General features: G+C 69.1%; 18 protein-coding genes and 3 rRNA genes. 17 read left to right on the top strand and 4 right to left on the bottom strand.

The features are described 5' to 3' along the window. The first annotated feature begins 57 nt into the window (after window positions 1-57). Window positions 58-867, top strand: a complete 810-nt coding sequence (gene proC / locus AB5J87_RS15640; protein ID WP_369377269.1) for a pyrroline-5-carboxylate reductase — start codon at window positions 58-60, stop codon at window positions 865-867. 64 nt (window positions 868-931) lie between these two features. Here the strand turns inward: proC and AB5J87_RS15635 are convergent, their stop codons facing one another. Next, entirely contained in the window at window positions 932-1,420 is a 489-nt protein-coding gene (locus AB5J87_RS15635) for a hypothetical protein (protein WP_369377268.1), read from the bottom strand. 749 nt (window positions 1,421-2,169) lie between these two features. Between AB5J87_RS15635 and AB5J87_RS15630 the strand changes: the two genes are divergently transcribed. From AB5J87_RS15630 to AB5J87_RS15580, 11 genes are all read left to right on the top strand, one after another. Beyond that, a 16S ribosomal RNA gene (locus tag AB5J87_RS15630) occupies window positions 2,170-3,695 on the top strand. A gap of 279 nt (window positions 3,696-3,974) precedes the next feature. Then, a 23S ribosomal RNA gene (locus AB5J87_RS15625) occupies window positions 3,975-7,098 on the top strand. A 78-nt stretch (window positions 7,099-7,176) separates the two neighbouring features. Beyond that, a 5S ribosomal RNA gene (rrf, locus tag AB5J87_RS15620) occupies window positions 7,177-7,293 on the top strand. Together the 16S, 23S and 5S rRNA genes form the textbook arrangement of a ribosomal RNA operon. Window positions 7,294-7,367: 74 nt before the next feature. Next, window positions 7,368-8,012, top strand: a complete 645-nt coding sequence (locus AB5J87_RS15615; protein WP_369377267.1) for an HAD family hydrolase — start codon at window positions 7,368-7,370, stop codon at window positions 8,010-8,012. Between the two features lie 43 nt (window positions 8,013-8,055). Then, a complete protein-coding gene (locus AB5J87_RS15610) occupies window positions 8,056-9,288 on the top strand; it encodes an MFS transporter (protein WP_369377266.1) in 1,233 nt (410 codons plus the stop codon). Next, entirely contained in the window at window positions 9,257-10,420 is a 1,164-nt protein-coding gene (locus tag AB5J87_RS15605; protein WP_369377265.1) for an acetoin utilization protein AcuC, read from the top strand. The genes AB5J87_RS15610 and AB5J87_RS15605 overlap by 32 nt, the downstream gene beginning before the upstream one ends. A gap of 289 nt (window positions 10,421-10,709) precedes the next feature. After that, entirely contained in the window at window positions 10,710-11,525 is an 816-nt protein-coding gene (locus AB5J87_RS15600; protein WP_369377264.1) for a phosphatase, read from the top strand. A gap of 128 nt (window positions 11,526-11,653) precedes the next feature. Beyond that, entirely contained in the window at window positions 11,654-11,863 is a 210-nt protein-coding gene (locus AB5J87_RS15595) for a helix-turn-helix domain-containing protein (protein ID WP_158673778.1), read from the top strand. Window positions 11,864-11,992: 129 nt separating this feature from the next. Beyond that, a complete protein-coding gene (locus AB5J87_RS15590; RefSeq protein WP_003948845.1) occupies window positions 11,993-12,091 on the top strand; it encodes an AURKAIP1/COX24 domain-containing protein in 99 nt (32 codons plus the stop codon). A gap of 234 nt (window positions 12,092-12,325) precedes the next feature. After that, the gene (locus tag AB5J87_RS15585) at window positions 12,326-13,459 is read left to right on the top strand and encodes an NAD-dependent epimerase/dehydratase family protein (protein ID WP_369377263.1); all 1,134 of its coding nucleotides are present in this window, start codon (window positions 12,326-12,328) and stop codon (window positions 13,457-13,459) included. A gap of 14 nt (window positions 13,460-13,473) precedes the next feature. Next, entirely contained in the window at window positions 13,474-14,568 is a 1,095-nt protein-coding gene (locus AB5J87_RS15580) for a lysophospholipid acyltransferase family protein (protein WP_369377262.1), read from the top strand. Window positions 14,569-14,693: 125 nt separating this feature from the next. Here AB5J87_RS15580 and AB5J87_RS15575 read toward each other — a convergent pair whose 3' ends face one another. The 3 genes from AB5J87_RS15575 to AB5J87_RS15565 all read right to left on the bottom strand — a co-directional run bounded on the left by AB5J87_RS15575 (window position 14,694) and on the right by AB5J87_RS15565 (window position 18,339). Beyond that, window positions 14,694-15,881 (bottom strand): DUF5667 domain-containing protein, encoded by a 1,188-nt coding sequence (locus AB5J87_RS15575; RefSeq protein WP_369377261.1) that lies wholly within the window; start codon window positions 15,879-15,881, stop codon window positions 14,694-14,696. 289 nt (window positions 15,882-16,170) lie between these two features. After that, window positions 16,171-16,956 carry an ECF subfamily RNA polymerase sigma factor, BldN family gene (locus tag AB5J87_RS15570; RefSeq protein ID WP_369377260.1) on the bottom strand — a complete coding sequence of 262 codons (786 nt, stop codon included), beginning with the start codon at window positions 16,954-16,956 and terminating at the stop codon, window positions 16,171-16,173. Between the two features lie 426 nt (window positions 16,957-17,382). Then, the gene (locus AB5J87_RS15565) at window positions 17,383-18,339 is read right to left on the bottom strand and encodes an HAD family hydrolase (RefSeq protein ID WP_369377258.1); all 957 of its coding nucleotides are present in this window, start codon (window positions 18,337-18,339) and stop codon (window positions 17,383-17,385) included. Window positions 18,340-18,477: 138 nt separating this feature from the next. Here AB5J87_RS15565 and AB5J87_RS15560 point away from each other — a divergent pair, with 138 nt between their 5' ends. The 5 genes from AB5J87_RS15560 (at window position 18,478) to AB5J87_RS15540 (ending at window position 24,114) form a co-directional block, all read left to right on the top strand. Next, a complete protein-coding gene (locus AB5J87_RS15560; RefSeq protein WP_369377257.1) occupies window positions 18,478-18,771 on the top strand; it encodes a glutaredoxin family protein in 294 nt (97 codons plus the stop codon). Window positions 18,772-19,092: 321 nt separating this feature from the next. Continuing rightward, a complete protein-coding gene (locus AB5J87_RS15555) occupies window positions 19,093-19,884 on the top strand; it encodes a redox-sensing transcriptional repressor Rex (protein WP_369377255.1) in 792 nt (263 codons plus the stop codon). Continuing rightward, window positions 19,881-21,482: a glutamyl-tRNA reductase gene (locus AB5J87_RS15550; RefSeq protein ID WP_369377254.1), complete on the top strand. Its 1,602-nt coding sequence runs from the start codon at window positions 19,881-19,883 to the stop codon at window positions 21,480-21,482. The genes AB5J87_RS15555 and AB5J87_RS15550 overlap by 4 nt, the downstream gene beginning before the upstream one ends. Further along, window positions 21,479-22,453, top strand: a complete 975-nt coding sequence (gene hemC / locus AB5J87_RS15545; protein WP_369377253.1) for a hydroxymethylbilane synthase — start codon at window positions 21,479-21,481, stop codon at window positions 22,451-22,453. The genes AB5J87_RS15550 and hemC overlap by 4 nt, the downstream gene beginning before the upstream one ends. After that, the gene (locus AB5J87_RS15540) at window positions 22,450-24,114 is read left to right on the top strand and encodes a uroporphyrinogen-III synthase (protein ID WP_369377252.1); all 1,665 of its coding nucleotides are present in this window, start codon (window positions 22,450-22,452) and stop codon (window positions 24,112-24,114) included. The genes hemC and AB5J87_RS15540 overlap by 4 nt, the downstream gene beginning before the upstream one ends. Window positions 24,115-24,269 lie beyond the last annotated feature (155 nt).

Genomic DNA, 24,269 nt, shown 5'->3' with positions numbered 1-24,269 from the left:
TGACGACGTCAGGCCCCGCACCACGGAGAGACCCCGCACCACCCGGAGGGTGACCGCATGACCCACACCGTCGCAGTCCTCGGCACCGGCAAGATCGGCGAAGCCCTCCTCAGCGGAATGATCCGCGCCGGCTGGCGCCCGGCGAACGTCCTGGTCACCGCCCGCCGCCCGGAACGCGCCGAGGAACTGCGCACCCGCTACGGCGTCGAGTCCGTCACCAACGCCGAGGCCGCCAAGCGCGCCGACACCCTGATCCTCGCGGTGAAGCCCCAGGACATGGGCCGCCTCCTCGAAGAGCTCATCCCGCACGTCAGCCCCGACCGGCTGGTCATCAGCGCCGCCGCGGGAATCCCCACCGCCTTCATCGAGGAGCGGCTGGCGCCGAACACCCCGGTCGTCCGCGTCATGCCGAACACCCCGGTACTGGTGGACGAGGGCATGTCCGTCATCAGCGCGGGCAGCCACGCGACCCCCGCCCACCTCGCCCACACCGAGGAGATCTTCGGCGGCGTCGGCAAGACCCTGCGCGTCCCGGAGTCCCAGCAGGACGCGGCCACCGCGCTCTCCGGCTCCGGCCCCGCGTACTTCTACTACCTGGTCGAGGCGATGACCGACGCCGGCATCCTGCTCGGACTGCCGCGCGCCCAGGCCCACGACCTGATCGTGCAGGCGGCCATCGGCGCCGCCGTGATGCTGCGCGACAGCGGTGAACACCCGGTCAAGCTGCGCGAGGCCGTCACCTCCCCGGCCGGGACCACGATCAGCGCGATCCGCGAGCTGGAGAACCACGGCGTACGGGCGGCCCTCATCGCCGCGCTGGAAGCCGCCCGCGACCGCAGCCGCGAGCTCGCCTCCGGCAACGGCTGACCACCCCTCCTTCAGGGGCCCGACGCGTCTTTCAGGGGCCTGTCGCGGGTCCCGTGCGGGGCCCCTATGAAGGGCGCCGCTTCCCCTGACCGTCCCGCTGCCACCGTACGGAGGCGACGGCGGCGCCCCCGCCGACCAGCAGGACGGACGTACCGAGCACCAGTGCTCCGGTCCCGAGCGGCGCGCTGCCCGTCACCTCGCGGGCGGCGCGCACGGCCCGGGGCCCGTGTTCGTCCGAGGGCGCGGCGGACCCGCGGGTGGTGGGCGTACGTATGGAGTGGAGCTGGGCGGAGAGCGCGCCGGAGTCGCGGAGCCGCCGTTCCAGCCGCTCCGCCTCGGCCCGCGACGCGTCGTCCCCGTACTGCCGCAGCCGTTCGAGCTCGGCCCGGGTCTCCCGGTTCACCTTGTCGACCACGCGGGCCCGGATGTGCGCGACGCGTTCGTCCCCGTCCGCCGCATCGGCCGCGTACGAGCCCACGGCCCCGGCGACGCCCGTGGCCCCCAGGACCGCGGTCACTCCGACAACTCCGGCGAGCCGGACAAGACTCCTCATGTCACCCAAACTAGGCGCGCCCCGGGGCCCCCGGATCGGCCGTCCTGTCACGCCTTCCTCGGCCGAAAGAACCAGCCGGACGGCCCTGCGGGCCGGGGTTGACACGCCCTTGACCCGTACGTAGTGTTCTCCGAGTTGTCCGACGTGAGCGCCGACTCCGGTCGGTCCCCGGACAGCCATTCCGCACCAACCACTTGATCCGAACGACGTTCGCGTCGGCTCGTTTTTCGTGCGCTTTTGCGAAATGAGGAATCCGCGTTCGGAAGGACGCGGCCCCGATTGGATCGGGGCGCAGGATTCCGCTAAAGTCTCACTCGTCGGAACGGCCCAACAGCCGGGAAGACAAACCGACTTGAACCCGGGAGACCGGAAAGCAGGCCCGAAAGGATCTGATAGAGTCGGAACCGCCGGAAAGGGAAGCGCGAAAGCGAAGACCTGGAAAGCACCGAGGAAATCGGATCGGAAAACGATCTGATAGAGTCGGAAACGAAGGAAGCGCCCGGAGGGCCCGGAAACGGGAACAAAGGAAGCGTCCGTACCTTGAGAACTCAACAGCGTGCCAAAAGTCAACGCCAGATTGACAACCCCGGCCCACCGCTCGTCGGTTGGGTTGGAGGTTCCTTTGAAAAGTCCTGCCGGTCCATGTGACGGGCAGGCAACAACACAGCGAGGACGCTGAGGACGACTGGTCTTATTCCGGCCTGGTCGTTCCGCTCTTACGTGTGTGTGCACCGGATTACCGGTAAACATTCATGGAGAGTTTGATCCTGGCTCAGGACGAACGCTGGCGGCGTGCTTAACACATGCAAGTCGAACGATGAACCACTTCGGTGGGGATTAGTGGCGAACGGGTGAGTAACACGTGGGCAATCTGCCCTTCACTCTGGGACAAGCCCTGGAAACGGGGTCTAATACCGGATACGACCTGCCGAGGCATCTTGGCGGGTGGAAAGCTCCGGCGGTGAAGGATGAGCCCGCGGCCTATCAGCTTGTTGGTGGGGTAATGGCCTACCAAGGCGACGACGGGTAGCCGGCCTGAGAGGGCGACCGGCCACACTGGGACTGAGACACGGCCCAGACTCCTACGGGAGGCAGCAGTGGGGAATATTGCACAATGGGCGAAAGCCTGATGCAGCGACGCCGCGTGAGGGATGACGGCCTTCGGGTTGTAAACCTCTTTCAGCAGGGAAGAAGCGCAAGTGACGGTACCTGCAGAAGAAGCGCCGGCTAACTACGTGCCAGCAGCCGCGGTAATACGTAGGGCGCAAGCGTTGTCCGGAATTATTGGGCGTAAAGAGCTCGTAGGCGGCTTGTCACGTCGGATGTGAAAGCCCGGGGCTTAACCCCGGGTCTGCATTCGATACGGGCTAGCTAGAGTGTGGTAGGGGAGATCGGAATTCCTGGTGTAGCGGTGAAATGCGCAGATATCAGGAGGAACACCGGTGGCGAAGGCGGATCTCTGGGCCATTACTGACGCTGAGGAGCGAAAGCGTGGGGAGCGAACAGGATTAGATACCCTGGTAGTCCACGCCGTAAACGTTGGGAACTAGGTGTTGGCGACATTCCACGTCGTCGGTGCCGCAGCTAACGCATTAAGTTCCCCGCCTGGGGAGTACGGCCGCAAGGCTAAAACTCAAAGGAATTGACGGGGGCCCGCACAAGCAGCGGAGCATGTGGCTTAATTCGACGCAACGCGAAGAACCTTACCAAGGCTTGACATATACCGGAAACGGCCAGAGATGGTCGCCCCCTTGTGGTCGGTATACAGGTGGTGCATGGCTGTCGTCAGCTCGTGTCGTGAGATGTTGGGTTAAGTCCCGCAACGAGCGCAACCCTTGTTCTGTGTTGCCAGCATGCCCTTCGGGGTGATGGGGACTCACAGGAGACTGCCGGGGTCAACTCGGAGGAAGGTGGGGACGACGTCAAGTCATCATGCCCCTTATGTCTTGGGCTGCACACGTGCTACAATGGCCGGTACAATGAGCTGCGATGCCGCGAGGCGGAGCGAATCTCAAAAAGCCGGTCTCAGTTCGGATTGGGGTCTGCAACTCGACCCCATGAAGTCGGAGTTGCTAGTAATCGCAGATCAGCATTGCTGCGGTGAATACGTTCCCGGGCCTTGTACACACCGCCCGTCACGTCACGAAAGTCGGTAACACCCGAAGCCGGTGGCCCAACCCCTTGTGGGAGGGAGCTGTCGAAGGTGGGACTGGCGATTGGGACGAAGTCGTAACAAGGTAGCCGTACCGGAAGGTGCGGCTGGATCACCTCCTTTCTAAGGAGCACAGCACCGATTGCAGGCAAATGTTCTGCACGGTCAGCTCATGGGTGGAACGTTGACTATTCGGCACTTCCTCAAGGGATTTCACTAGTACTGCTTCGGCGTGGAACGTGACAGACCGCGGGGGAGGGCCGGGCACGCTGTTGGGTGTCTGAAGGCACGGGCCTGGCCCGTTGTACTTCAGTCGCCGCCCCAGTGCACTCACCACGTTGTGGTGGGGTGATGGGTGGCTGGTCGTTGTTTGAGAACTGCACAGTGGACGCGAGCATCTGTGGCCAAGTTTTTAAGGGCGCACGGTGGATGCCTTGGCACCAGGAACCGATGAAGGACGTGGGAGGCCACGATAGTCCCCGGGGAGCCGTCAACCAGGCTTTGATCCGGGGGTTTCCGAATGGGGAAACCCGGCAGTCGTCATGGGCTGTCACCCATGCCTGAACACATAGGGCATGTGGAGGGAACGAGGGGAAGTGAAACATCTCAGTACCCTCAGGAAGAGAAAACAACCGTGATTCCGGGAGTAGTGGCGAGCGAAACCGGATGAGGCCAAACCTACGGCGTGTGAGACCCGGCAGGGGTTGCGTCGTGGGGGTTGTGGGATCTCTCTTCTGTCGTCTGCTACGACAGGACGAGTCAGAAACCGTTGATGTAGGCGAAGGACATGCGAAAGGTCCGGCGTAGAGGGTAAGACCCCCGTAGCTGAAACATTGACGGCTCGTTTGAGAGACACCCAAGTAGCACGGGGCCCGAGAAATCCCGTGTGAATCTGGCGGGACCACCCGCTAAGCCTAAATATTCCCTGGTGACCGATAGCGGATAGTACCGTGAGGGAATGGTGAAAAGTACCGCGGGAGCGGAGTGAAATAGTACCTGAAACCGTGTGCCTACAAGCCGTGGGAGCGTCGCGCATTGAGTTTACTCAGTGCGTCGTGACTGCGTGCCTTTTGAAGAATGAGCCTGCGAGTTAGCGGTGTGTAGCGAGGTTAACCCGTGTGGGGAAGCCGTAGCGAAAGCGAGTCCGAACAGGGCGTTTGAGTTGCACGCTCTAGACCCGAAGCGGAGTGATCTAGCCATGGGCAGGTTGAAGCGGAGGTAAGACTTCGTGGAGGACCGAACCCACCAGGGTTGAAAACCTGGGGGATGACCTGTGGTTAGGGGTGAAAGGCCAATCAAACTCCGTGATAGCTGGTTCTCCCCGAAATGCATTTAGGTGCAGCGTCGTGTGTTTCTTGCCGGAGGTAGAGCACTGGATAGGCGATGGGCCCTACCGGGTTACTGACCTTAGCCAAACTCCGAATGCCGGTAAGTGAGAGCGCGGCAGTGAGACTGTGGGGGATAAGCTCCATGGTCGAGAGGGAAACAGCCCAGAGCATCGACTAAGGCCCCTAAGCGTACGCTAAGTGGGAAAGGATGTGGAGTCGCAGAGACAACCAGGAGGTTGGCTTAGAAGCAGCCACCCTTGAAAGAGTGCGTAATAGCTCACTGGTCAAGTGATTCCGCGCCGACAATGTAGCGGGGCTCAAGCGTACCGCCGAAGTCGTGTCATTGCGATATGTACCCCCAACGGGGATCGTGATGGGTAGGGGAGCGTCGTGTGCCGGGTGAAGCAGCCGCGGAAGCGAGTTGTGGACGGTTCACGAGTGAGAATGCAGGCATGAGTAGCGATACACACGTGAGAAACGTGTGCGCCGATTGACTAAGGGTTCCTGGGTCAAGCTGATCTGCCCAGGGTAAGTCGGGACCTAAGGCGAGGCCGACAGGCGTAGTCGATGGACAACCGGTTGATATTCCGGTACCCGCTTTGAAACGCCCAATATCGAATCCATTGATGCTAAGGCCGTGAAGCCGCCCTGGAGCCTTCGGGCAAAGGGGAGTGGTGGAGCCGTCGATCCAAGGTGGTAGTAGGTAAGCGATGGGGTGACGCAGGAAGGTAGTCCAGCCCGGGCGGTGGTTGTCCCGGGGTAAGGGTGTAGGCCGTGTGGTAGGCAAATCCGTCACACGTTAAGGCTGAGACCTGATGCCGAGCCGATTGTGGTGAAGTGGATGATCCTATGCTGTCGAGAAAAGCCTCTAGCGAGTTTCATGGCGGCCCGTACCCTAAACCGACTCAGGTGGTCAGGTAGAGAATACCGAGGCGTTCGGGTGAACTATGGTTAAGGAACTCGGCAAAATGCCCCCGTAACTTCGGGAGAAGGGGGGCCATCACTGGTGATCCGATTTACTCGGTGAGCTGGGGGTGGCCGCAGAGACCAGCGAGAAGCGACTGTTTACTAAAAACACAGGTCCGTGCGAAGCCGTAAGGCGATGTATACGGACTGACGCCTGCCCGGTGCTGGAACGTTAAGGGGACCGGTTAGCTTGGATTCGTCCAGGCGAAGCTGAGAACTTAAGCGCCAGTAAACGGCGGTGGTAACTATAACCATCCTAAGGTAGCGAAATTCCTTGTCGGGTAAGTTCCGACCTGCACGAATGGCGTAACGACTTCTCGACTGTCTCAACCATAGGCCCGGTGAAATTGCACTACGAGTAAAGATGCTCGTTTCGCGCAGCAGGACGGAAAGACCCCGGGACCTTTACTACAGTTTGATATTGGTGTTCGGTTCGGCTTGTGTAGGATAGGTGGGAGACTGTGAAGCTTGTACGCCAGTACAGGTGGAGTCGCCGTTGAAATACCACTCTGGTCGTGCTGGATGTCTAACCTCGGTCCGTGATCCGGATCAGGGACAGTGTCTGATGGGTAGTTTAACTGGGGCGGTTGCCTCCTAAAGAGTAACGGAGGCGCCCAAAGGTTCCCTCAGCCTGGTTGGCAATCAGGTGTTGAGTGTAAGTGCACAAGGGAGCTTGACTGTGAGACCGACGGGTCGAGCAGGGACGAAAGTCGGGACTAGTGATCCGGCGGTGGCTTGTGGAAGCGCCGTCGCTCAACGGATAAAAGGTACCCCGGGGATAACAGGCTGATCTTCCCCAAGAGTCCATATCGACGGGATGGTTTGGCACCTCGATGTCGGCTCGTCGCATCCTGGGGCTGGAGTCGGTCCCAAGGGTTGGGCTGTTCGCCCATTAAAGCGGTACGCGAGCTGGGTTTAGAACGTCGTGAGACAGTTCGGTCCCTATCCGCTGTGCGCGTAGGAGTCTTGAGAAGGGCTGTCCCTAGTACGAGAGGACCGGGACGGACGAACCTCTGGTGTGCCAGTTGTCCTGCCAAGGGCATGGCTGGTTGGCTACGTTCGGAAAGGATAACCGCTGAAAGCATCTAAGCGGGAAGCCTGCTTCGAGATGAGGACTCCCACCACCTTCGAGTGGGTAAGGCTCCCAGTAGACGACTGGGTTGATAGGCCGGATGTGGAAGCACCGTAAGGTGTGGAGCTGACCGGTACTAATAGGCCGAGGGCTTGTCCTCAGTTGCTCGCGTCCACTGTGTTAGTTCTGAAATAACGAACAGCCGTGTTGTTGCCCGGTTTCGTTAATTTCATAGTGTTTCGGTGGTCATAGCGTTAGGGAAACGCCCGGTTACATTCCGAACCCGGAAGCTAAGCCTTTCAGCGCCGATGGTACTGCAGGGGGGACCCTGTGGGAGAGTAGGACGCCGCCGAACAAATTTTGGGAAAAGCCCCGTACCGGTCACCGGTACGGGGCTTTTCTGCGTTTACCGGCGTTTAGGGTCGACCCATGCGCTATGACCTCATCATTTTCGACAACGACGGCGTGCTCGTCGACAGCGAGCCGATCTCCAACACGATCCTCGCCGCCCACCTCACCGAGCTGGGTTTCCCCACCTCGTACGAGGACTCCATTCGCGACTACATGGGCTCCGCGATGCACCGCGTCCACGATCTGATCCGGGAGCGGACCGGGCGGGTGCTGCCGGCGGACTTCGACGACGCGTTCCACGCGCGGGTCTTCGCCGCGTTCGAGCGGGAGCTCCAGCCGGTGGCCGGGGTCGCCGAGGTGCTGGGGAAGCTGGTGGCCGACGGGGTGCCGTACTGCGTGGCCTCGTCCGGGAGCCATGAGCGGATCCGGGTCGGGCACCGCACCACCGGGCTGGACGAGTGGTTCGAGGACGAGTGGGTGTTCTCCTCGCAGGACGTCGGCCGGGGGAAGCCCGCGCCGGACCTCTTCCTCCATGCCGCCGAGCGCATGGGGGTGGCCCCCGAGCGGTGTGCGGTCGTGGAGGACAGCCCGCTCGGCGTGGAGGCCGCGAGGGCGGCCGGGATGGACGTCTACGGGTTCACGGCCATGACCCCCGCGGAGCGGCTCCAGGGGGCCACCGGGCTCTTCTCCGACATGGCACAGCTGCGCGAATTGCTCGGGTGATCCATCTACCCAGGAGTAGGCCCCGGCCCTAAGCTCTGCGGCCATGACACGCTCCGCGGCCCTTCCCGACGCGCGCCTGCGGCACGGCCGCGGCTCCCTCGCGCTGAGCTTCTTCGCGCAGGGCATCGCCTTCGCTCTCCTGGTGACCCGGATTCCGGCCATCCAGGACCAGTACGGGATATCCGACGGGCTGCTGCCGGTGTTCCTGGCCGCCGTGCCGATCCTCGCCGGGGTCGGCAGCGTCAGCACCGAGTACCTGGTGAAGCGGGTGCCGCCCAGCGCGGTGCTGCGCTGGGTGCAGCCGGTGGTGATGCTGGCGCTGCTGGGCGTCGCCGCCGGGGACCGGATGTGGCAGGCGGCCGTGGCGCTGGGGGTGTTCGGGCTGGCCGTGGGCGGGCTCGACGCGTCCATGAACATGCTGGGGATCAGCCTGCAGCGCGCGTACGGCCGCAGCATCATCCTGGGCTTCCACGCCGCGTACAGCCTCGGCGGGATCATCGGGGCCTCGCTGGCCTGGGTGGGGGCGCACTGGGACCTGTGGCTGCTGGTGTCGTACCTGCCGATCGTGGCCGTGATGCTGCCGCTGTGCCTGGCGGGGAGCCGGTGGTACGTGGACGGGGAGGCGGCGCCGGTCCAGGAGGCGGGTGTGGCCGGCGGCGGGGACGGGAGCGGGGGGACCGTCGTCTTCCGGCTGCTGCTGCCGCTCTGCCTGGTGATGTCCTTCGCGTACATCGGTGACTCGACCGTCTCCAACTGGAGCGCCAAGTACCTCCAGGACGTGCTCGGCAGCTCCGAGCAGCTGTCGACCGTCCCGTACAACGTCTACATGGTCACGGCGCTGCTCGGGCGGGCGGTCGGGGACCTGGGGGTGCGGCGGTTCGGGGCGGTGGCCGTGGTGCGGCTCGGGACCGTGGTGGCGGGGGCCGGGTTCGCGGTGGTGGCGGTGGCGCCGGGGCCGTGGGTGGGCATGCTGGGGTTCACGCTGCTGGGGTTCGGGCTGTGCGTGATCGTGCCGCAGACGTTCGCGGCGGCGGGGCGGCTGTTCCCGCACGCGTCGGACGCGGCGGTGGCCCGGCTCAACATCTTCAACTACGTCGGCTTCCTGGTCGGATCGCCGCTGGTGGGCGGTCTGGGGGACGCGTGGAGCTATCGGGGCGCCATGCTGGTGCCGATGGTGCTGGTCCTGCTGACGCTGGTGTACGCCCGTTCGTTCGGCGCGGAGGGCGCCCGATACGGTGGCGGGCATGACCGGCCGCGCACTGTTGATGTGGGATGACGCCGTCACGGCGTACGACTTCGGACCCAGCCACCCGATGGATCCGGTACGGCTCTCGCTGACCATGGGGTTGGTGCGGGCGTACGGGCTCGACCGGGCGGTCGACGTGGTGGCCGCGCCGCCCGCCGGGGACTCCACCCTGCGGCTGGTGCACCGGGAGGACTACGTGGCGGCCGTGCGGGCCGCCTCGGCCGATCCCGGCGCCGCCGACCAGGCGTACGGGCTCGGGACGGTGGACGATCCCGCGTTCGCCGGGATGCACGAGGCGTCCGCGCTGATCGCCGGGCAGTCCGTGGGGGCCGCCGAGGCGGTGTGGCGCGGTGACGCGGCGCACGCGGTGAACTTCGCGGGCGGGCTGCACCACGCGATGCCGGGCGGGGCGGCCGGGTTCTGCGTCTACAACGACGCGGCCCTCGCGATCGCGCGGCTCCTGGAGCTGGGGGCGGAGCGGGTCGCGTACGTGGACGTGGACGTGCACCACGGGGACGGGGTGCAGACGGCGTTCTGGGACGACCCCAGGGTGCTGACCATCTCGCTCCACGAGCATCCTCGGCTGCTGTTCCCGGGTACGGGGTGGCCGGAGGAGACCGGGGCGGACGGTTCGGCCGTCAATGTGGCGCTGCCGGCCGGGACGGGGGACGCGGGGTGGCTGCGGGCGTTCCACTCCGTGGTGCCCGAGCTGCTGGCCGACTTCGAGCCGCAGGTGCTGGTGACGCAGCACGGTGCCGACACCCACTTCGAGGATCCGCTGGCGCATCTTGCGGTGTCGCTCGATGCGCAGCGGGCGGTGCAGGAGGCGTGTCACGCGCTGGCGCACGAGCATGTGGCGGGCGGGAAGTGGGTGGCTCTGGGGGGCGGGGGGTACGCGGTGGTGGACGTCGTGCCTCGGTCCTGGACGCATCTGGTGGGGGTGGCCGCGCATGCTCCGGTGGATCCGGTGTCCGTGATTCCTTCGTCCTGGCGGGACGAAGTGTTCGCTCGTACGCGGCAGTTGGGGCCGGGGCGGATGACTGATGGGCGGGAGGTCGTGTGGAGTGAGTGGGAGGCGGGGTACGACCCTGCGGATCGGCTCGACCAGGCGATTCTGGCGGCTCGGCGGGCCGTTTATCCGTTGCGGGGGTTGTTGGCCTAGGGGGGACTCCCCGCCCCGCCCCTTCCCGAAAGCCCTCTGGCGGGCGGCCTGGTGGGGGTGGGGGAGCGCTGCCGGGGCGTTGCCCCGGGCCCCCTTCTTTCGTCTGCGGGCCGTGCCTGGTTGCTCGCGCAGTTCCCCGCGCCCCTTGGGGGCGGCCCTTCTTTCGTCTGGGGATCGTTTGTGGCCGGTCGCGCCCCTTGGTTGGCGCTGCGCGGCATCGTTACGCCAACTGTGCGGTCTCCCCTCCGATTCCGCCCGGTGGGCCGCTCCGTGCGGCAGCATCGGGGGCGTGTTGAGCACCGGAGCGCTGCGTGCGCATCTGTTGGCCGCGCGGTTGGCCGGGCCTGTGGCGACCTCGCGGGAGGAGAGCCTGCGCAGCTATCGGCTGTTCGCGGCCCGGGACCCGCGCGTGACGCTCGGGCTCGATCCCGAATGGGGCTGGGGCGAGCGGGACTTGCTGCGGCTGATGGCGGACAAGTGCGGGGTGAGCCCGGATCCGGCGCATGTGACCGGACCGGACGTCATCGACCCGGAACGCACCCTCGCGGGCCTCGACGCGCTGGCCGCGCGCATCCGCGCCGTCGCCGCGCGCCGTGGCGCCGTACTCTTCGGAACGGGACATCCACACCGTCTGCTGGCCTTCTACGCCGCGCTCGCGGACGCCTTGTCGGCGGCCGGATGTGATGTCCTCACCCCCGCGCAGGGGCGATGTGTCGACATAACGACCCGGTTCGGGGTACGTACGTACAACCTTGACTACGTACGAGGAGTCGCGCTGGTGCGCGAACCCGGCGCACGGGGCGCCGGGAGTGAGACCGGCGCGCACACCCACTCACCGCTGCCGGTTCGGGTGGCCCTGGGGGCCGCCGCGACCCTTCGGGGGCGGCTGCCGGACCTGGTCGTCGGAGATCACGGATGGGTCTGCGGAGCAGGTCAGCTGGGTATTGAGGCGGTCGGCCTGGCCGATACGGACGATCCCGCGCTGTTCGTCGGAGAGGCGGAGGGGCGCGTGTCCGTGGCCGTTCCGCTTGATGACGCTGTGCGGTCTGATTACTACCGGCCGCTTACTCGCTATGTACTCAATCGAGCGTGTCTGTCACAGTAGGCGGCCGTCCGCAGCTCCTCTTCCCCACTCGCACCACCCGCCCCTAGTCTGGGGAGTGAGCGCACAACGACGAAGAGTCACCGGAGGGGAAGCCGGTGGGCGTCGGGTGCGGAAGGTACAGGTGGGTCATGGCTGCTGATCAGAGGCCTCTGAACGAGGTCGTGTTCCTCACTGTGGCGGAAGTAGCCTCGGTGATGCGAGTGTCGAAGATGACCGTGTACCGCTTGGTGCACAGCGGTCATCTGCCGGCGATCCGGGTGGGCAGGTCGTTCAGGGTCCCGGAACAGGCGGTTCACGAGTACCTCCGAGAGTCTTACGTGGGGGTGGAGACGGCCTGACGGATCCCTCGGTTACGACCTCACCGCTCTGGCGGGTAGGCTAGCCCCTCGTAGGTCGTGTGGGCCCAGACGCCCCGCACCGATATTCCCGCATCGCGGGGGTGTTCCGAGAAGTGAGCGAGGGTAGTCGTGGGCTCTGTTATCAAGAAGCGGCGCAAGCGGATGGCTAAGAAGAAGCACCGCAAGCTGCTCAAGCGCACCCGCGTTCAGCGTCGCAACAAGAAGTAAGCGACAGCTGTTCGTGGACCCGCAGCCCTTCCGCCGTTCCGGTGGGAGGGCTGCGGTGCGTTTACCTGCCGCATGTCCCGCGGGTCATATTCCGTCGTCCCTTGGCGGGCCGTGCGGGAATGCCGGCCGCGCGCGAATTCTCGGCCAAGCGCGACCGGGCGGTCGTCACCGGGAGACATCCAGCGGCTACGGTGGCGCCCAGGGTGCACCAATGGCCAAAGGAAGGCGCTGATCTTGGGGAAGGTCGTGCTCGTCACCGGAGTGGCCCGGCAGCTCGGCGGCCGTTTCGTACGGCGGATCCAGCGTGATCCGGAAGTGGACCGGGTGATCGCCGTGGACGCCGTCGCGCCCGGCCACCACCTCGGGGGCGCCGATTTCGTCCGGGCGGACATCAGGCAGCCCGCCATCGCGCGCGTGCTGGCCGAGCACTCGGTGGACACCGTCGTGCACATGGACGTGACCGGCACGCCGCTGGGCGCGGGCGGGCGGACGTCCGTGAAGGAAACGAACGTCATCGGCACCATGCAGCTCCTCGGCGCCTGCCAGAAGTCGCCGACCGTGCGGCGCCTGGTGGTGAAGTCGAGCACCAGCGTCTACGGGGCGGCGCCGCGCGATCCGGCCGTCTTCACCGAGACGACCCCGCCGAAGTCGCTGCCCAGCGGCGGCTTCGCCAAGGACGCCGTCGAGGTCGAGGGCTATGTGCGCGGCTTCGCGCGGCGCCGCCCCGACGTGGCGGTGTGCGTGCTGCGGTTCGCCAACATCCTGGGGCCGGGCGCGGACTCGCCGCTCGCCGAGTACTTCTCGCTGCCGGTGCTGCCGACCGTGCTCGGCTACGACCCGAGGCTCCAGTTCGTCCACGAGGACGACGTGATCGAGGTGCTGCGGATCGCGGCGCACGAGCCGCGCCGGGCCACGCTCAACAGCGGCACCTTCAACGTGGCCGGGGAGGGCGTGCTGCTGCTCTCCCAGTGCTCGCGGCGGCTGGGGCGGCCGACCGTGCCGGTGCTGCTGCCCGCGGTGCGCTGGGTGGGCTCGGCGCTGCGGTCGGTGGGGGTGAGCGACTTCTCGCCGGAGCAGATCAGACTGCTCACCCACGGCCGGGTGGTGAGCACCGTGCAGCTGCGCGAGACGCTGGGCTTCGAGCCCAAGTACACGACGGCGGGGACGTTCGCCGACTTCGCGCGCAGCCGGGGCCCGGGGCTGCTGCCGCCGCAGGTGCTCGCGGGGGCCGTGGACCGGGTGGCGGGGCTGCCGTTCCGGCCGTTCGCCGGGCGCGCCCCGGCCGCCGCGGTACCCTCCGGCACGTCCCCGGGCCCGTCCCTTCCCGGCGGGCCGGTTTCCGGCTCGTCCCTTTCCGGCGCGGAATGAGGAGTTCAACCACGATGGCGGACGCCAAGGTCATTCCGTTCGACGACGACCGCTCGCGCGGCGGTGCGCAGCGCCCCGGACGCCGGCGCTCCGGCGGCCGTCGGGCGGCGGACGCCGAGTCGGCCCCGGTGAGCGCGCTGCCGGGCCAGCAGGCCGCGCCGGGACCCGGGGGCGCCCCGACGCCGCCGGAGCCGGGCAGCGGCGCGCAGGGGGCCGCTGACGGCCCCGTGGGGCCCTCGGTCGCGGACGGCGGCGAGCGGGCGGGGTCGGGCGGCTGGGACCGCCGGGTGGCCGGCGGGCTGGCCTTCCTGCGGCGGCGGATCACCGGTGAGTACGACGTCGACGAGTTCGGGTACGACAAGGAGCTCACCGACCAGGTCCTGATGTCGCTGCTGCGGCCCTTCTACGAGAAGTACTTCCGGGTGGAGGTGAAGGGCGTCGAGAACATCCCGGCCGAGGGCGGGGCGCTGGTCGTCGCCAACCACTCCGGGACGCTGCCGCTGGACGGGCTGATGATGCAGGTGGCGGTGCACGACCACCATCCGGCCGGGCGCCATCTGCGGCTGCTGGCGGCGGACCTGGTGTTCATGCTGCCGGTCGTCAACGAGCTGGCCCGCAAGGCCGGGCACACCCTGGCGTGCGCGGAGGACGCCCAGGCGCTGCTGGAGCGCGGCGAGGTCGTCGGGGTGATGCCGGAGGGCTTCAAGGGGATAGGGAAGCCGTTCGGCGAGCGGTACAAGCTCCAGCGGTTCGGGCGCGGCGGGTTCGTCTCGACGGCGCTGCGGGCCGGGACGCCCATCGTGCCGTGCTCGATCGTCGGGGCGGAGGAGATCTACCCGATGATCGGCAACTCGAAGACGCTGGCCCGGCTGCTCGGCGTCCCGTACTTCCCGATCACGCCCACGTTCCCCTGGCTGGGGGCGGCCGGTCTGGTGCCGCTGCCGACGAAGTGGACGATCCAGTTCGGCGAGCCGATCCCGACCGACGGCTATCCGCCGGAGGCGGCGGAGGACCCGATGCTGATGTTCAACCTGACGGATCAGGTGCGCGAGCAGATCCAGCACACGCTGTACAAGCTGCTGGTGCAGCGGCGGTCGGTGTTCTTCTAGGCGGGGCTGCGGGCCGGTGCCGCGTTCCGGTGCCTGCTGCTGTGCTGGTCCGTGCGCCCGCTGTCGCGTCGCGCGCGTGTGGGGCGCCGGTGGTCGACCGGCGCCCCACACCCGTACGCACCCGGTTACTTCGGCGCGTCCTCGCCCTCGATGCCCAGGCCCGGGAGCAGACCGGGGAGGAGCGGGGGCAGGGTGACGTCCGGGACCGGCGGCTTGGCCGGGGTGGTGCCGGACGCGGGCGGGGTGTTCTTCGACGGGGGGTCGAGGAGGCCGCCGGTGTTGCCGCCGAGCAGTCCGTCCGCGGGCTTGCTGCCCGAGGTGGACGGCTGCGGCTTGGTGGCGTCGCTGCCCGCGGTGCCGTGCGGGGCGGCGGGGGTGGACGCGGCGGGGCGGGTGGTGTTCCGGGCCGCGCCCGAGCCGGAGCCGGAACTGTCCGTACGCCCATGGGTCTTCGTCTTGGGGGTGGGCAGCAGCGGGCGCAGCGGCTCGACCTCCCGGTCTATGGCGACGAAGACGGAGGTCACCTCGTCGCCGACGTCGGTGAGCTGCGGGGGCAGCTTGTCGCGCAGCTTGCTCCAGCTCTCGCGGTGGGCGGTGGCGAACGACGACAGGGCGGCGATGGGGCCGAGGGAGCCGTCCTTGGCGTAGGCCGCGTGGAGCAGGCGGTGGCCTTCGGTCACGTCGTGCTGCATGCCGCTCAGGGCACGGCGGACCTCGCTGAGCTGCTCGTGGTCGAGGTCGCCGGCGCGGCCGCGCTCCATCAGGCGGCGCGCCTCGCTGAGCCGGGTGGACGCCTGGTCGAGGTAGATCCGGCCGCGGTCGGCGTCGTCGTCCGCCAGGTTGAGCTTGAGGTCCTCCATGCCCCGCTTCAGTCCGTACAGCGAGTCACCGGGGAGGGCGTCGGAGCTGGCGGCGGCCACGCCGCTGAACGCGCCCGCGGCCACGCCGATGCTGAGCCCGCCCGCAGCGATGCCCTTCGACCAGCGGGAGCGGGGGCGCATCTTCCGGAGCGGGCTCGCCCGGTGGGCGCCGCGACCGGTCCGCTGCTCGGGCACCAGAGGGTCGTCGGCGGCACCGCCCGAAGCGAACATCTGCTCCATGGCTGCCACGAGCAGCGCCCGCTGCTCCACCTTGACCTCGGCGTCCAGCTCCGGTTTCGGCAGCTCGCCGAGGACGGTCGCCAGGGCCAACAGGTCGGCTTCCGCCGTCTGTTCGCCCGGCGCGGGGGCGGGTGGCTGCTGGGCCGCCGAGGCTTCTTCCAGGGCCTGGGCGAAGGCGTTCGCCCGCCGGTGCGCCGATACGTTCGCGATCACTGGCGGCACCTCCTCTCGTCATCACGGTCGACTCCCCAAGGGGCCTGGAAGGTTGCACGCCTTGAGCACATCCACACGATCGAGTGAGCGGTTGTGGACATGGCGTGACCACAGGGAGCCTGCATCCGGCACAACGACGGACGCGGCACTTGGGTTACGGACGAAGGATGATCGGACCACAGCGTGATCAGGGCATCACTGAGCGCTCACCGAAGGTGAGTTGGGGGCCTTCCGCGGGGTGGCCGCGCCCCGTGCGGAAGGGGCGCGGCCGGGCGGTCGCCGGCCGTCGTCAGCGGGCGTCTTCGGGGAGGAGCCGGGCGAGGGTGCGCACGGCCCGGTACTGGAGGGTCTTGATGGCGCCCTCGTTCTTGCCCATGACGCGGGCGGTCTCGGCGACCGAGAGGCCCTGGAGGAAGCGCAGGGTGACGCACTCCTGCTGCTGGGGGTTGAGCTTGCGGACGGCTTCGAGCAGGGCGGCGTTGGAGAGGGACTCCAGGACGGAGTCCTCGGGCGAGCGCTCCACCTCGTTGGCGTCGAGCATCTCGCCGGTCGTCACCTCCAGGCGGAAGCGGCTCGACTTGAAGTGGTCGGCGACCAGGTTGCGCGCGATCGTGACCAGCCAGGCGCCGAAGTCGCGGCCCTGCCAGGTGAAGGTCGAGATCCGGCGCAGCGCGCGCAGGAAGGTCTCGCTGGTGAGGTCCTCGGCGGTCGCCTTGCCGCCGACGCGGTAGTAGATGTAGCGGTAGACCGTGTCGCTGTACTGGTCGTACAGCCGTCCGAAGGCGTCGGCCTCGCCCGCCTGGGCGCGCTCGACGAGGTCCATCATGCGGGCGCTGTCGCTGTCGGCGCTGGGGCGGCGGGCGGTCGGCGTCGCCGACGTGCCCGCGCCGCGACCGCCGCTCCGTCTGCCGACCGCGGCGCCGCCGTCCGCCAGGGCGTAGCAGGCACCGAAGGGTGAGGCGGCGGCGAAGGCGGGGGCGGCGTACGCGGTGGGGACGAAGCCGCGCAGACGGTCGAGGACCGCCGCGCGCAGCGTAGCCAGGCCCGAGGCGTCAACCCCGACGTGTGGGTACACGGGACTCCCAGAGGCAGAGCTTCCATCACGTGCAGTGCGGGACCGTTCACCCGCCGTGGCGATGTGTGGGTTCCGGTATGCGTCTGAGGAGAATAACGCTTCGTGCAGGGAGCGCTACACCCAGTTGCTCAAATCGTCGATTCCGTCGCTTCTGTTACGTCTATGCGGCGGATTGGGTAGCGCATTGTGAGCAAGGTGTGCGGTGTTGGTGATCGAAATTGATCGGTTGGGGGGTGTGATGTGGCCGAGTGGGGGAGGTGGGACTGGCGGGGGCCCGGCGCGGGTAGGAGGTGCCGGATCGGGTCCGGAACCCTGTCCGGGAACGGGTGCGGAACGGGTCCGGAGCGCGCGGGCCGGACCGGGCGCGGAACGGGCGTGCCGGACCGGGCGCGGCACCCCGCCCGCCGTGGCCGGCGCGGAACCCCGCTAGCGCCTGCGGCGGTGCAGGGCGACCGCCGCGGCCGTGCCGCCCGCCAGGGCGCCCACTCCGGCCGCCGCCGGGATGCCGACCTTCGCCGCCTTGCGGCCCGTGCGGTAGTCGCGCAGCCGCCACTCGCGCGCGCGGGCGTGCTTGCGCAGCTTCGCGTCGGGGTTGATCGCGTACGGGTGGCCGACCAGGGACAGCATCGGGATGTCGTTGTGCGAGTCGCTGTAGGCGGCGCAGCGGGTGAGATCCAGGCCCTCCGCCGCGGCCAGCGCGCGCACCGCCTCCGCCTTGGCGGGGCCGTGCAGGGGCTCGCCGACGAGCCGTCCCGTATAGACGCCGTCCACGGACTCGGCGACCGTGCCGAGCGCGCCCGTCAGGCCGAGGCGGCGGGCGATGATCGTGGCGGTCTCCACCGGGGCGGCCGTCACCAGCCACACCTTCTGGCCCGCGTCCAGGTGCGCCTGGGCCAGCGCGCGCGTGCCGGGCCAGATGCGGTCCGCCATGTACTCGTCGTAGATCTCCTCGCCGATGGACATCAGCTCGGAGACGCGGTGGCCCTTGACGATGGACAGGGCGCTCTCGCGGGCGTCCTGCATGTGCTCGGGGTCCTCGACCCCGGCCAGCCGGAACCACGCCTGCTGCCAGGCGAACCGGGCCAGATCGCGGCGCTGGAAGAACTTCCGCTTGTACAGCCCGCGCCCGAAGTGGAAGATCGCGGCGCCCTGCATCACGGTGTTGTCGAGGTCGAAGAAGGCGGCGGCCAGGTCGTCCCCGACGACGGGGAAGGAGGGCTGCGGAGCGGAATCCTGCTCCGCCTGCTCTCTCGCCTCCGCTTCCGCCAGCTCGGCGAGCTCCTGCGAGGACTTGCGGGCTGCCTCGGCTGCGGCCTCGCCGGCCAGCACGCTGCGGGCGGTCGCCGAGCGCCTACGAGGGGTGAGCCATCCCAGTACGGCCATGTCGTGAGCATAGCCAGTCTGTTCGGTCGGGCCCGACACGCCGGGATTGGCCTGGCGTGAACTCTGCGCGGCGGGGCCGTGACGCGGGTCGGCCGCGACCGGCGCCGCCCCCGGTCCGGGCGGGCGGAGAATGGGGGCATGAGCCCCCTGTTGCGGCGCGGCAAGAAGGCCGCCCAGAGCCCCACCGGTCCGGCCGCCCGGACGGTCACCCTCATCGGCAAGCCCGGCTGCCACCTCTGCGACGACGCGCGCGCGGTCGTCGAGGCGGTGTGCGCGGAGACCGGGGCCGCCTGGGAGGAGAAGGACATCACCCAGGACGAGGCGCTGCACCGCGCGTACTGGGAGCAGATCCCGGTCGTCCTGATCGACGGCGCGCAGCACACCTTCTGGCGCGTGGACCCCGCGCGGCTCAGGAGTGCGCTGGGCGGCTGACCGCGGCCGTCCGGCCGGCGGGCCGCAGCCGGTGATCAAATGGGTGATCGGCGGTAGTTGTGGTTACCATCGAGGTCGTTTTGTCGCGTTCGGGGGTGTCATCGTGGAGAGGTGTGTACGGTTTTGCCCCCTTCGGGATCCCAACGGACCGACCTCGCCGTCGGTTCCCGGAAAACGGCACCGGTTCGCGTGAGCCCGGTCACTTTGCTCGGACAAAGCGGACACCATCTTTGTGCACGCGTTCACAAAGACATAGCCTGCATTCGACGGGGCGGTCCTGGGACACATGGCCGCCTGCCTCGCTCATCCCGCAGGAGCACCGTGGCAACTGGCCGAACTCACCGACCGGCGACCCGTAGCCGAGGAATCCCCGAGGCCACCGTCGCCAGGCTTCCGCTGTATCTGCGTGCGCTGACCGGGCTGTCGGAGCGCTCCGTGCCCACGGTCTCCTCCGAAGAGCTGGCCGCCGCCGCGGGCGTCAACTCCGCGAAGCTGCGCAAGGACTTCTCGTACCTCGGCTCCTACGGGACCCGGGGCGTCGGCTACGACGTCGAGTACCTCGTCTACCAGATCTCCCGTGAACTCGGGCTCACCCAGGACTGGCCCGTCGTCATCGTCGGCATCGGCAACCTGGGCGCCGCGCTCGCCAACTACGGCGGGTTCGCCTCCCGCGGCTTCCGGGTCGCCGCGCTGATCGACGCGGACCCGGCGATGGCCGGCAAGCCGGTCGCGGGGATGCCGGTGCAGCACTCCGACGACCTGGAGAAGATCATCAGCGAGAACGGCGTCTCGATCGGTGTCATCGCGACCCCGGCCGGCGCCGCCCAGCCCGTCTGCGACCGGCTGGTGGCCGCGGGCGTCACCTCCATCCTGAACTTCGCGCCGACCGTCCTGTCGGTGCCGGAGGGCGTCGACGTGCGCAAGGTCGACCTCTCCATCGAGCTGCAGATCCTGGCGTTCCACGAGCAGCGCAAGGCGGGCGAGGACGCGTCGGCCGCCGAGGCCGCGGGCGTCCCGGACGTCGAGGCCGCCGTGCCGCCCGTCGTGCGCGGCGGCGCGGCCGTGGACCGGAAGGGACCCGACGGGGACATGCCCGCAGTGATGCCGGCATGAGCCTCCTCGTCGTCGGTCTCAGCCACCGCAGCGCCCCCGTCAGCGTCCTGGAGCGCGCCGCGCTCTCGGCGGACACCCAGGTCAAGCTGCTCCAGGACACCCTGGCCGCGGAGCCCGCGGCCGAGGCCGCGGTCCTGGCCACCTGCAACCGCATCGAGCTGTACGCGGACGTGGACAAGTTCCACGCGGGCGTCGCCGAGCTCTCCACGCTGCTCGCCCAGCACAGCGGCGTCGGCCTGGAAGAGCTCACTCCGTATCTCTATGTGCACTACGAGGACCGGGCCGTCCACCACCTCTTCTCGGTGGCGTGCGGGCTGGACTCGATGGTCGTCGGCGAGGGTCAGATCCTCGGCCAGATCAAGGACACGCTCGCGCTCGGCCAGGAGCTGCACACCGCCGGGCGGCTCCTGAACGACCTCTTCCAGCAGGCCCTGCGGGTCGGCAAGCGCGCCCACAGCGAGACCGGCATCGACCGGGCCGGGCAGTCCCTGGTGACGTTCGGCCTGGAGCAACTGGCCGTGGACGAGCCGGTGGACGGCTGGGCCGCGGGCAAGCGCGCGCTGGTGATCGGCGCGGGCTCGATGTCCTCGCTGGCCGCCGCGACCCTGGCGCGCGCCGGGGTGCGCGAGGTGGTCGTCGCCAACCGCACCCACGCCCGCGCCGAGCGGCTCGTCGAGATCCTCGCCGAGGCCGGGACGGCCGCCCGCGCGGTGCCGATGGCCGATGTCGCGCGCGAACTGACACGAGTCGACGTGGCCGTCTCCTGCACCGGCGCCACCGGCCTGGTGCTCACCGGCGAGGCCGTGGCCGAGGCCGTCGGCGCCCCGGTCCCCGCCGAGTTCGCCGTCCCGGCCCAGGCCGCCGCCGAGGGGTGCCCCGCCGACTTCGCCGCCACGGCCGCCGCCGGTGCCGGGCTCGCCGCGTACACCGCGGTCAGCGAGGCCGCCGACGCGGCCCGCGCGGACACGGACGTGGCCGCCGACTCGCTCTCCCTGCACGGCAGTTGGGTGGAGAACGCCGGCGGCGTCCGGCCCGCCGCCGCGCGCCGGATCCCCGCCCAGGGCGGCCCGGTCCGCCTCGCACTGCTCGACCTCGCCATGCCGCGCGACATCGACGCCGCCGTGCACCGCATCCCCGGGGTGCGGCTCGTCGACATCGAGTCGCTCGCCGAGGCGTCGGCCGACGCGCCGATGGCCGCCGACGTCGACCAGGTGCGCTCGATCGTCTCCGACGAGGTCGCCGCCTTCGGCGCCGCCCAGCGCGCCGCGCACATCACGCCGACCGTGGTCGCGCTGCGCGCGATGGCCGCCGACGTGGTGGCCAGCGAGGTGGCCCGGCTGGAGGGCCGGCTCCCCGACCTGGACGACAAGGAGCGCGCCGAGGTCACCCAGACCGTGCGCCGCGTCGTCGACAAGCTCCTGCACGCCCCGACCGTGCGGATCAAGCAGCTGGCGGCCGAGCCCGGCGGCGCCGGGTACGCGGACGCGCTGCGCACACTCTTCGACCTCGACCCGGAGACGGTCGCCGCCGTGTCGCGGGCCGACCTGAACGACGTCGACGTCAAGAACCGAGACGCGAAGAACCGAGGGCGGTCATGACCCAGAAAGCACTGAGGCTGGGGACCAGGCGCAGCATGCTCGCCATGGCCCAGTCCGGCCAGGTGGCCGACGCCGTACGGCAGTTGACCGGGCGGCCGGTCGAGCTGGTGGAGATCACCACGTACGGCGACACCTCGCGCGAGCACCTGGCGCAGATCGGCGGCACGGGCGTCTTCGTGACCGCGCTGCGCGACGCGCTGCTGAGCGGTGAGGTCGACTTCGCCGTCCACTCGCTCAAGGACCTGCCCACCGAGCAGCCCGCCGACCTGGCCCTGGCCGCCGTGCCCGTCCGCGAGGACGCGCGCGACGTGCTGGTGGCGCGCGACGGGCTGACCCTGACCGAGCTGGCCGCCGCCGCGCAGGGCCGTCCGGTCCGCATAGGCACCGGCTCGCCGCGGCGGGAGTCGCAGCTGAACGCGTACGCGCGCAGCCACGGCCTGGCCGTCGAAACCGTGCCGATCCGGGGGAACATCGACACCCGGATCGGATTCGCGCACCGCGGTGAACTCGACGCGGTGGTACTCGCCGCGGCCGGGCTGAACCGCATCGGCAGGATCGGTGAGGTGACCGAGTTCCTTCCGGTCGACACCATGCTGCCCGCCCCCGGCCAGGGGGCCCTGGCGATCGAGTGCCCGGCAGCCGATGCCGAACTCGCCGCCGCGCTCGCCGAGCTCGACGACCCCTACACCCGGGTCGCCGTCACCGCCGAGCGGTCCCTGCTCGCCGCCCTGGAGGCCGGCTGTTCCGCACCCGTGGGTGCCTACGCCGACCTGCTGGCCGACGGACAGGTTGTTCATGAGATGCGCCTGCGCGGCGTCGTCGGTACCACCGACGGCTCGACGCTGGTGCAGTTGTCCATCACCGGTCCCGTACCTGCGTCGCACGACGAAGCAGTGGCGCTCGGTCGCGAACTCGCGGTCGAGATGCTTGCCAAGGGTGCGGCCGGTCTTATGGGGGAGCGAGCACTTTGAGCCCCACCACGTCCTCGAACCTTCCCGCCGTCTCCGCGCACGGGTGCGTCACCTTCCTCGGTGCCGGCCCAGGGGACCCGGGACTGCTGACGCTGCGCGCCGTGGAAGCGCTGGCGTCGGCCGATGTCCTGATCGCCGAGCCGGCTGTGCTCGACGTGGTTCGCGCGCATGCGCGGGCAGGTGTGGACACGCCTCAGCTGACGGTTGTTGACGAGGCGTCAGCGACCGCTGGAGTCCCCGTGTTGCGGGACGCGGCCAATCTTGTCATGGAGGCCGCGCGCTCCGGCAGGCGGGTCGTCCGTGCCGTCTCCGGCGACCCCGGGCTCGACGGCAGCGCGGGCGAGGAGATGCTGGCCTGCGCGGCCGAGGGCATCCCCTTCGAGGTCGTGCCCGGTGTCGCCACGGCGGTGGGTGTGCCCGCGTACGCGGGTGTGCCGCTGAGCGGTCCGGCCGGCGGCGCCGACGTGCGCTTCGTGGACGCGCGCGGCGCGGACGAGCGCTGCTGGACCGAGGTCGGTACGAGCGACGGCACCGTCGTCGTCTCCGCGACCCTGGAGACGGTGGCGGCGGCGGCCGGTGAACTCGTGTCGGCGGGCCGCAAGCCCGACACCCCGATGACGGTCACCGTCGCCGGTACGACCACCCGCCAGCGCACCTGGAACGCGACGCTCGGCTCGGTCGCCCAGGTCCTCAAGCAGGCCAAGGCGCTGCCCTCGCCCGACGGGCACCAGCCCGTCATAGCCGTGGTCGGCGAGCGCGGTTCGGCCGCCCAGCGCGACCGGCTGTCGTGGTTCGAGTCCAAGCCGCTGTTCGGCTGGCGGGTCCTCGTACCGCGCACGAAGGAGCAGGCGGCCTCGCTCTCCGACCAGCTGCGGTCCTACGGCGCGGTGCCGCACGAGGTCCCCACGATCGCCGTCGAGCCGCCGCGCACCCCGCAGCAGATGGAGCGCGCGGTCAAGGGCCTGGTCACCGGCCGCTACGAGTGGATCGCCTTCACCTCGGTCAACGCGGTCAAGGCGGTGCGGGAGAAGTTCGAGGAGTACGGGCTCGACGCCCGGGCGTTCGCGGGCATCAAGGTCGCGGCGGTCGGCGAGCAGACGGCGGCGGCGCTGGTGGAGTTCGGCGTCAAGCCGGACCTCGTCCCCAGCGGCGAGCAGTCGGCGGCGGGCCTGCTGGAGGACTGGCCGCCCTACGACCCGGTCTTCGACCCGATCGACCGGGTGTTCCTGCCGCGCGCCGACATCGCCACCGAGACGCTGGTGGCCGGGCTGATCGAGCTGGGCTGGGAGGTGGACGACGTCACGGCGTACCGGACCGTGCGCGCGTCGCCGCCGCCGGCGGACACCCGTGAGGCGATCAAGGGCGGCGGGTTCGACGCGGTGCTCTTCACCTCGTCCTCGACCGTCCGCAACCTGGTCGGCATCGCGGGCAAGCCGCACAACGTGACGGTGATCGCCTGTATCGGGCCCGCCACGGCGAAGACCGCCGAGGAGCACGGGCTGCGGGTGGACGTCATGGCGCCCGAGCCGTCCGTGCTGAAGCTGGCGGAGGCGTTGGCGGAGTTCGGGGCGGCTCGGCGGGATGCGGCCGTGGAGGCGGGGGAGCATGTGACCCGGCCGAGCGAGCGGCGCCCCGGCGCGCGGCGGCGCCGCACGACGTGACCCCCTCCCCGCCCCTTCCCCAAACCCTCCGGGGGTGGGGAAGGGGCGGGGCTTTGCTTTTCCCCGGGGCTGCCCCGGGCCCCCTTGCCATCCGGGCTGCGCCCCGAACCCTTGCGGGACCTGCGGCCCCCGCGCCCCGCTCCCGGGGCTACGCC

The organism is Streptomyces sp. cg36 (genome assembly GCF_041080675.1).
Taxonomy (GTDB): Bacteria; Actinomycetota; Actinomycetes; order Streptomycetales; family Streptomycetaceae; genus Streptomyces.
This window is presented reverse-complemented; position numbering and strand designations above follow the sequence as displayed.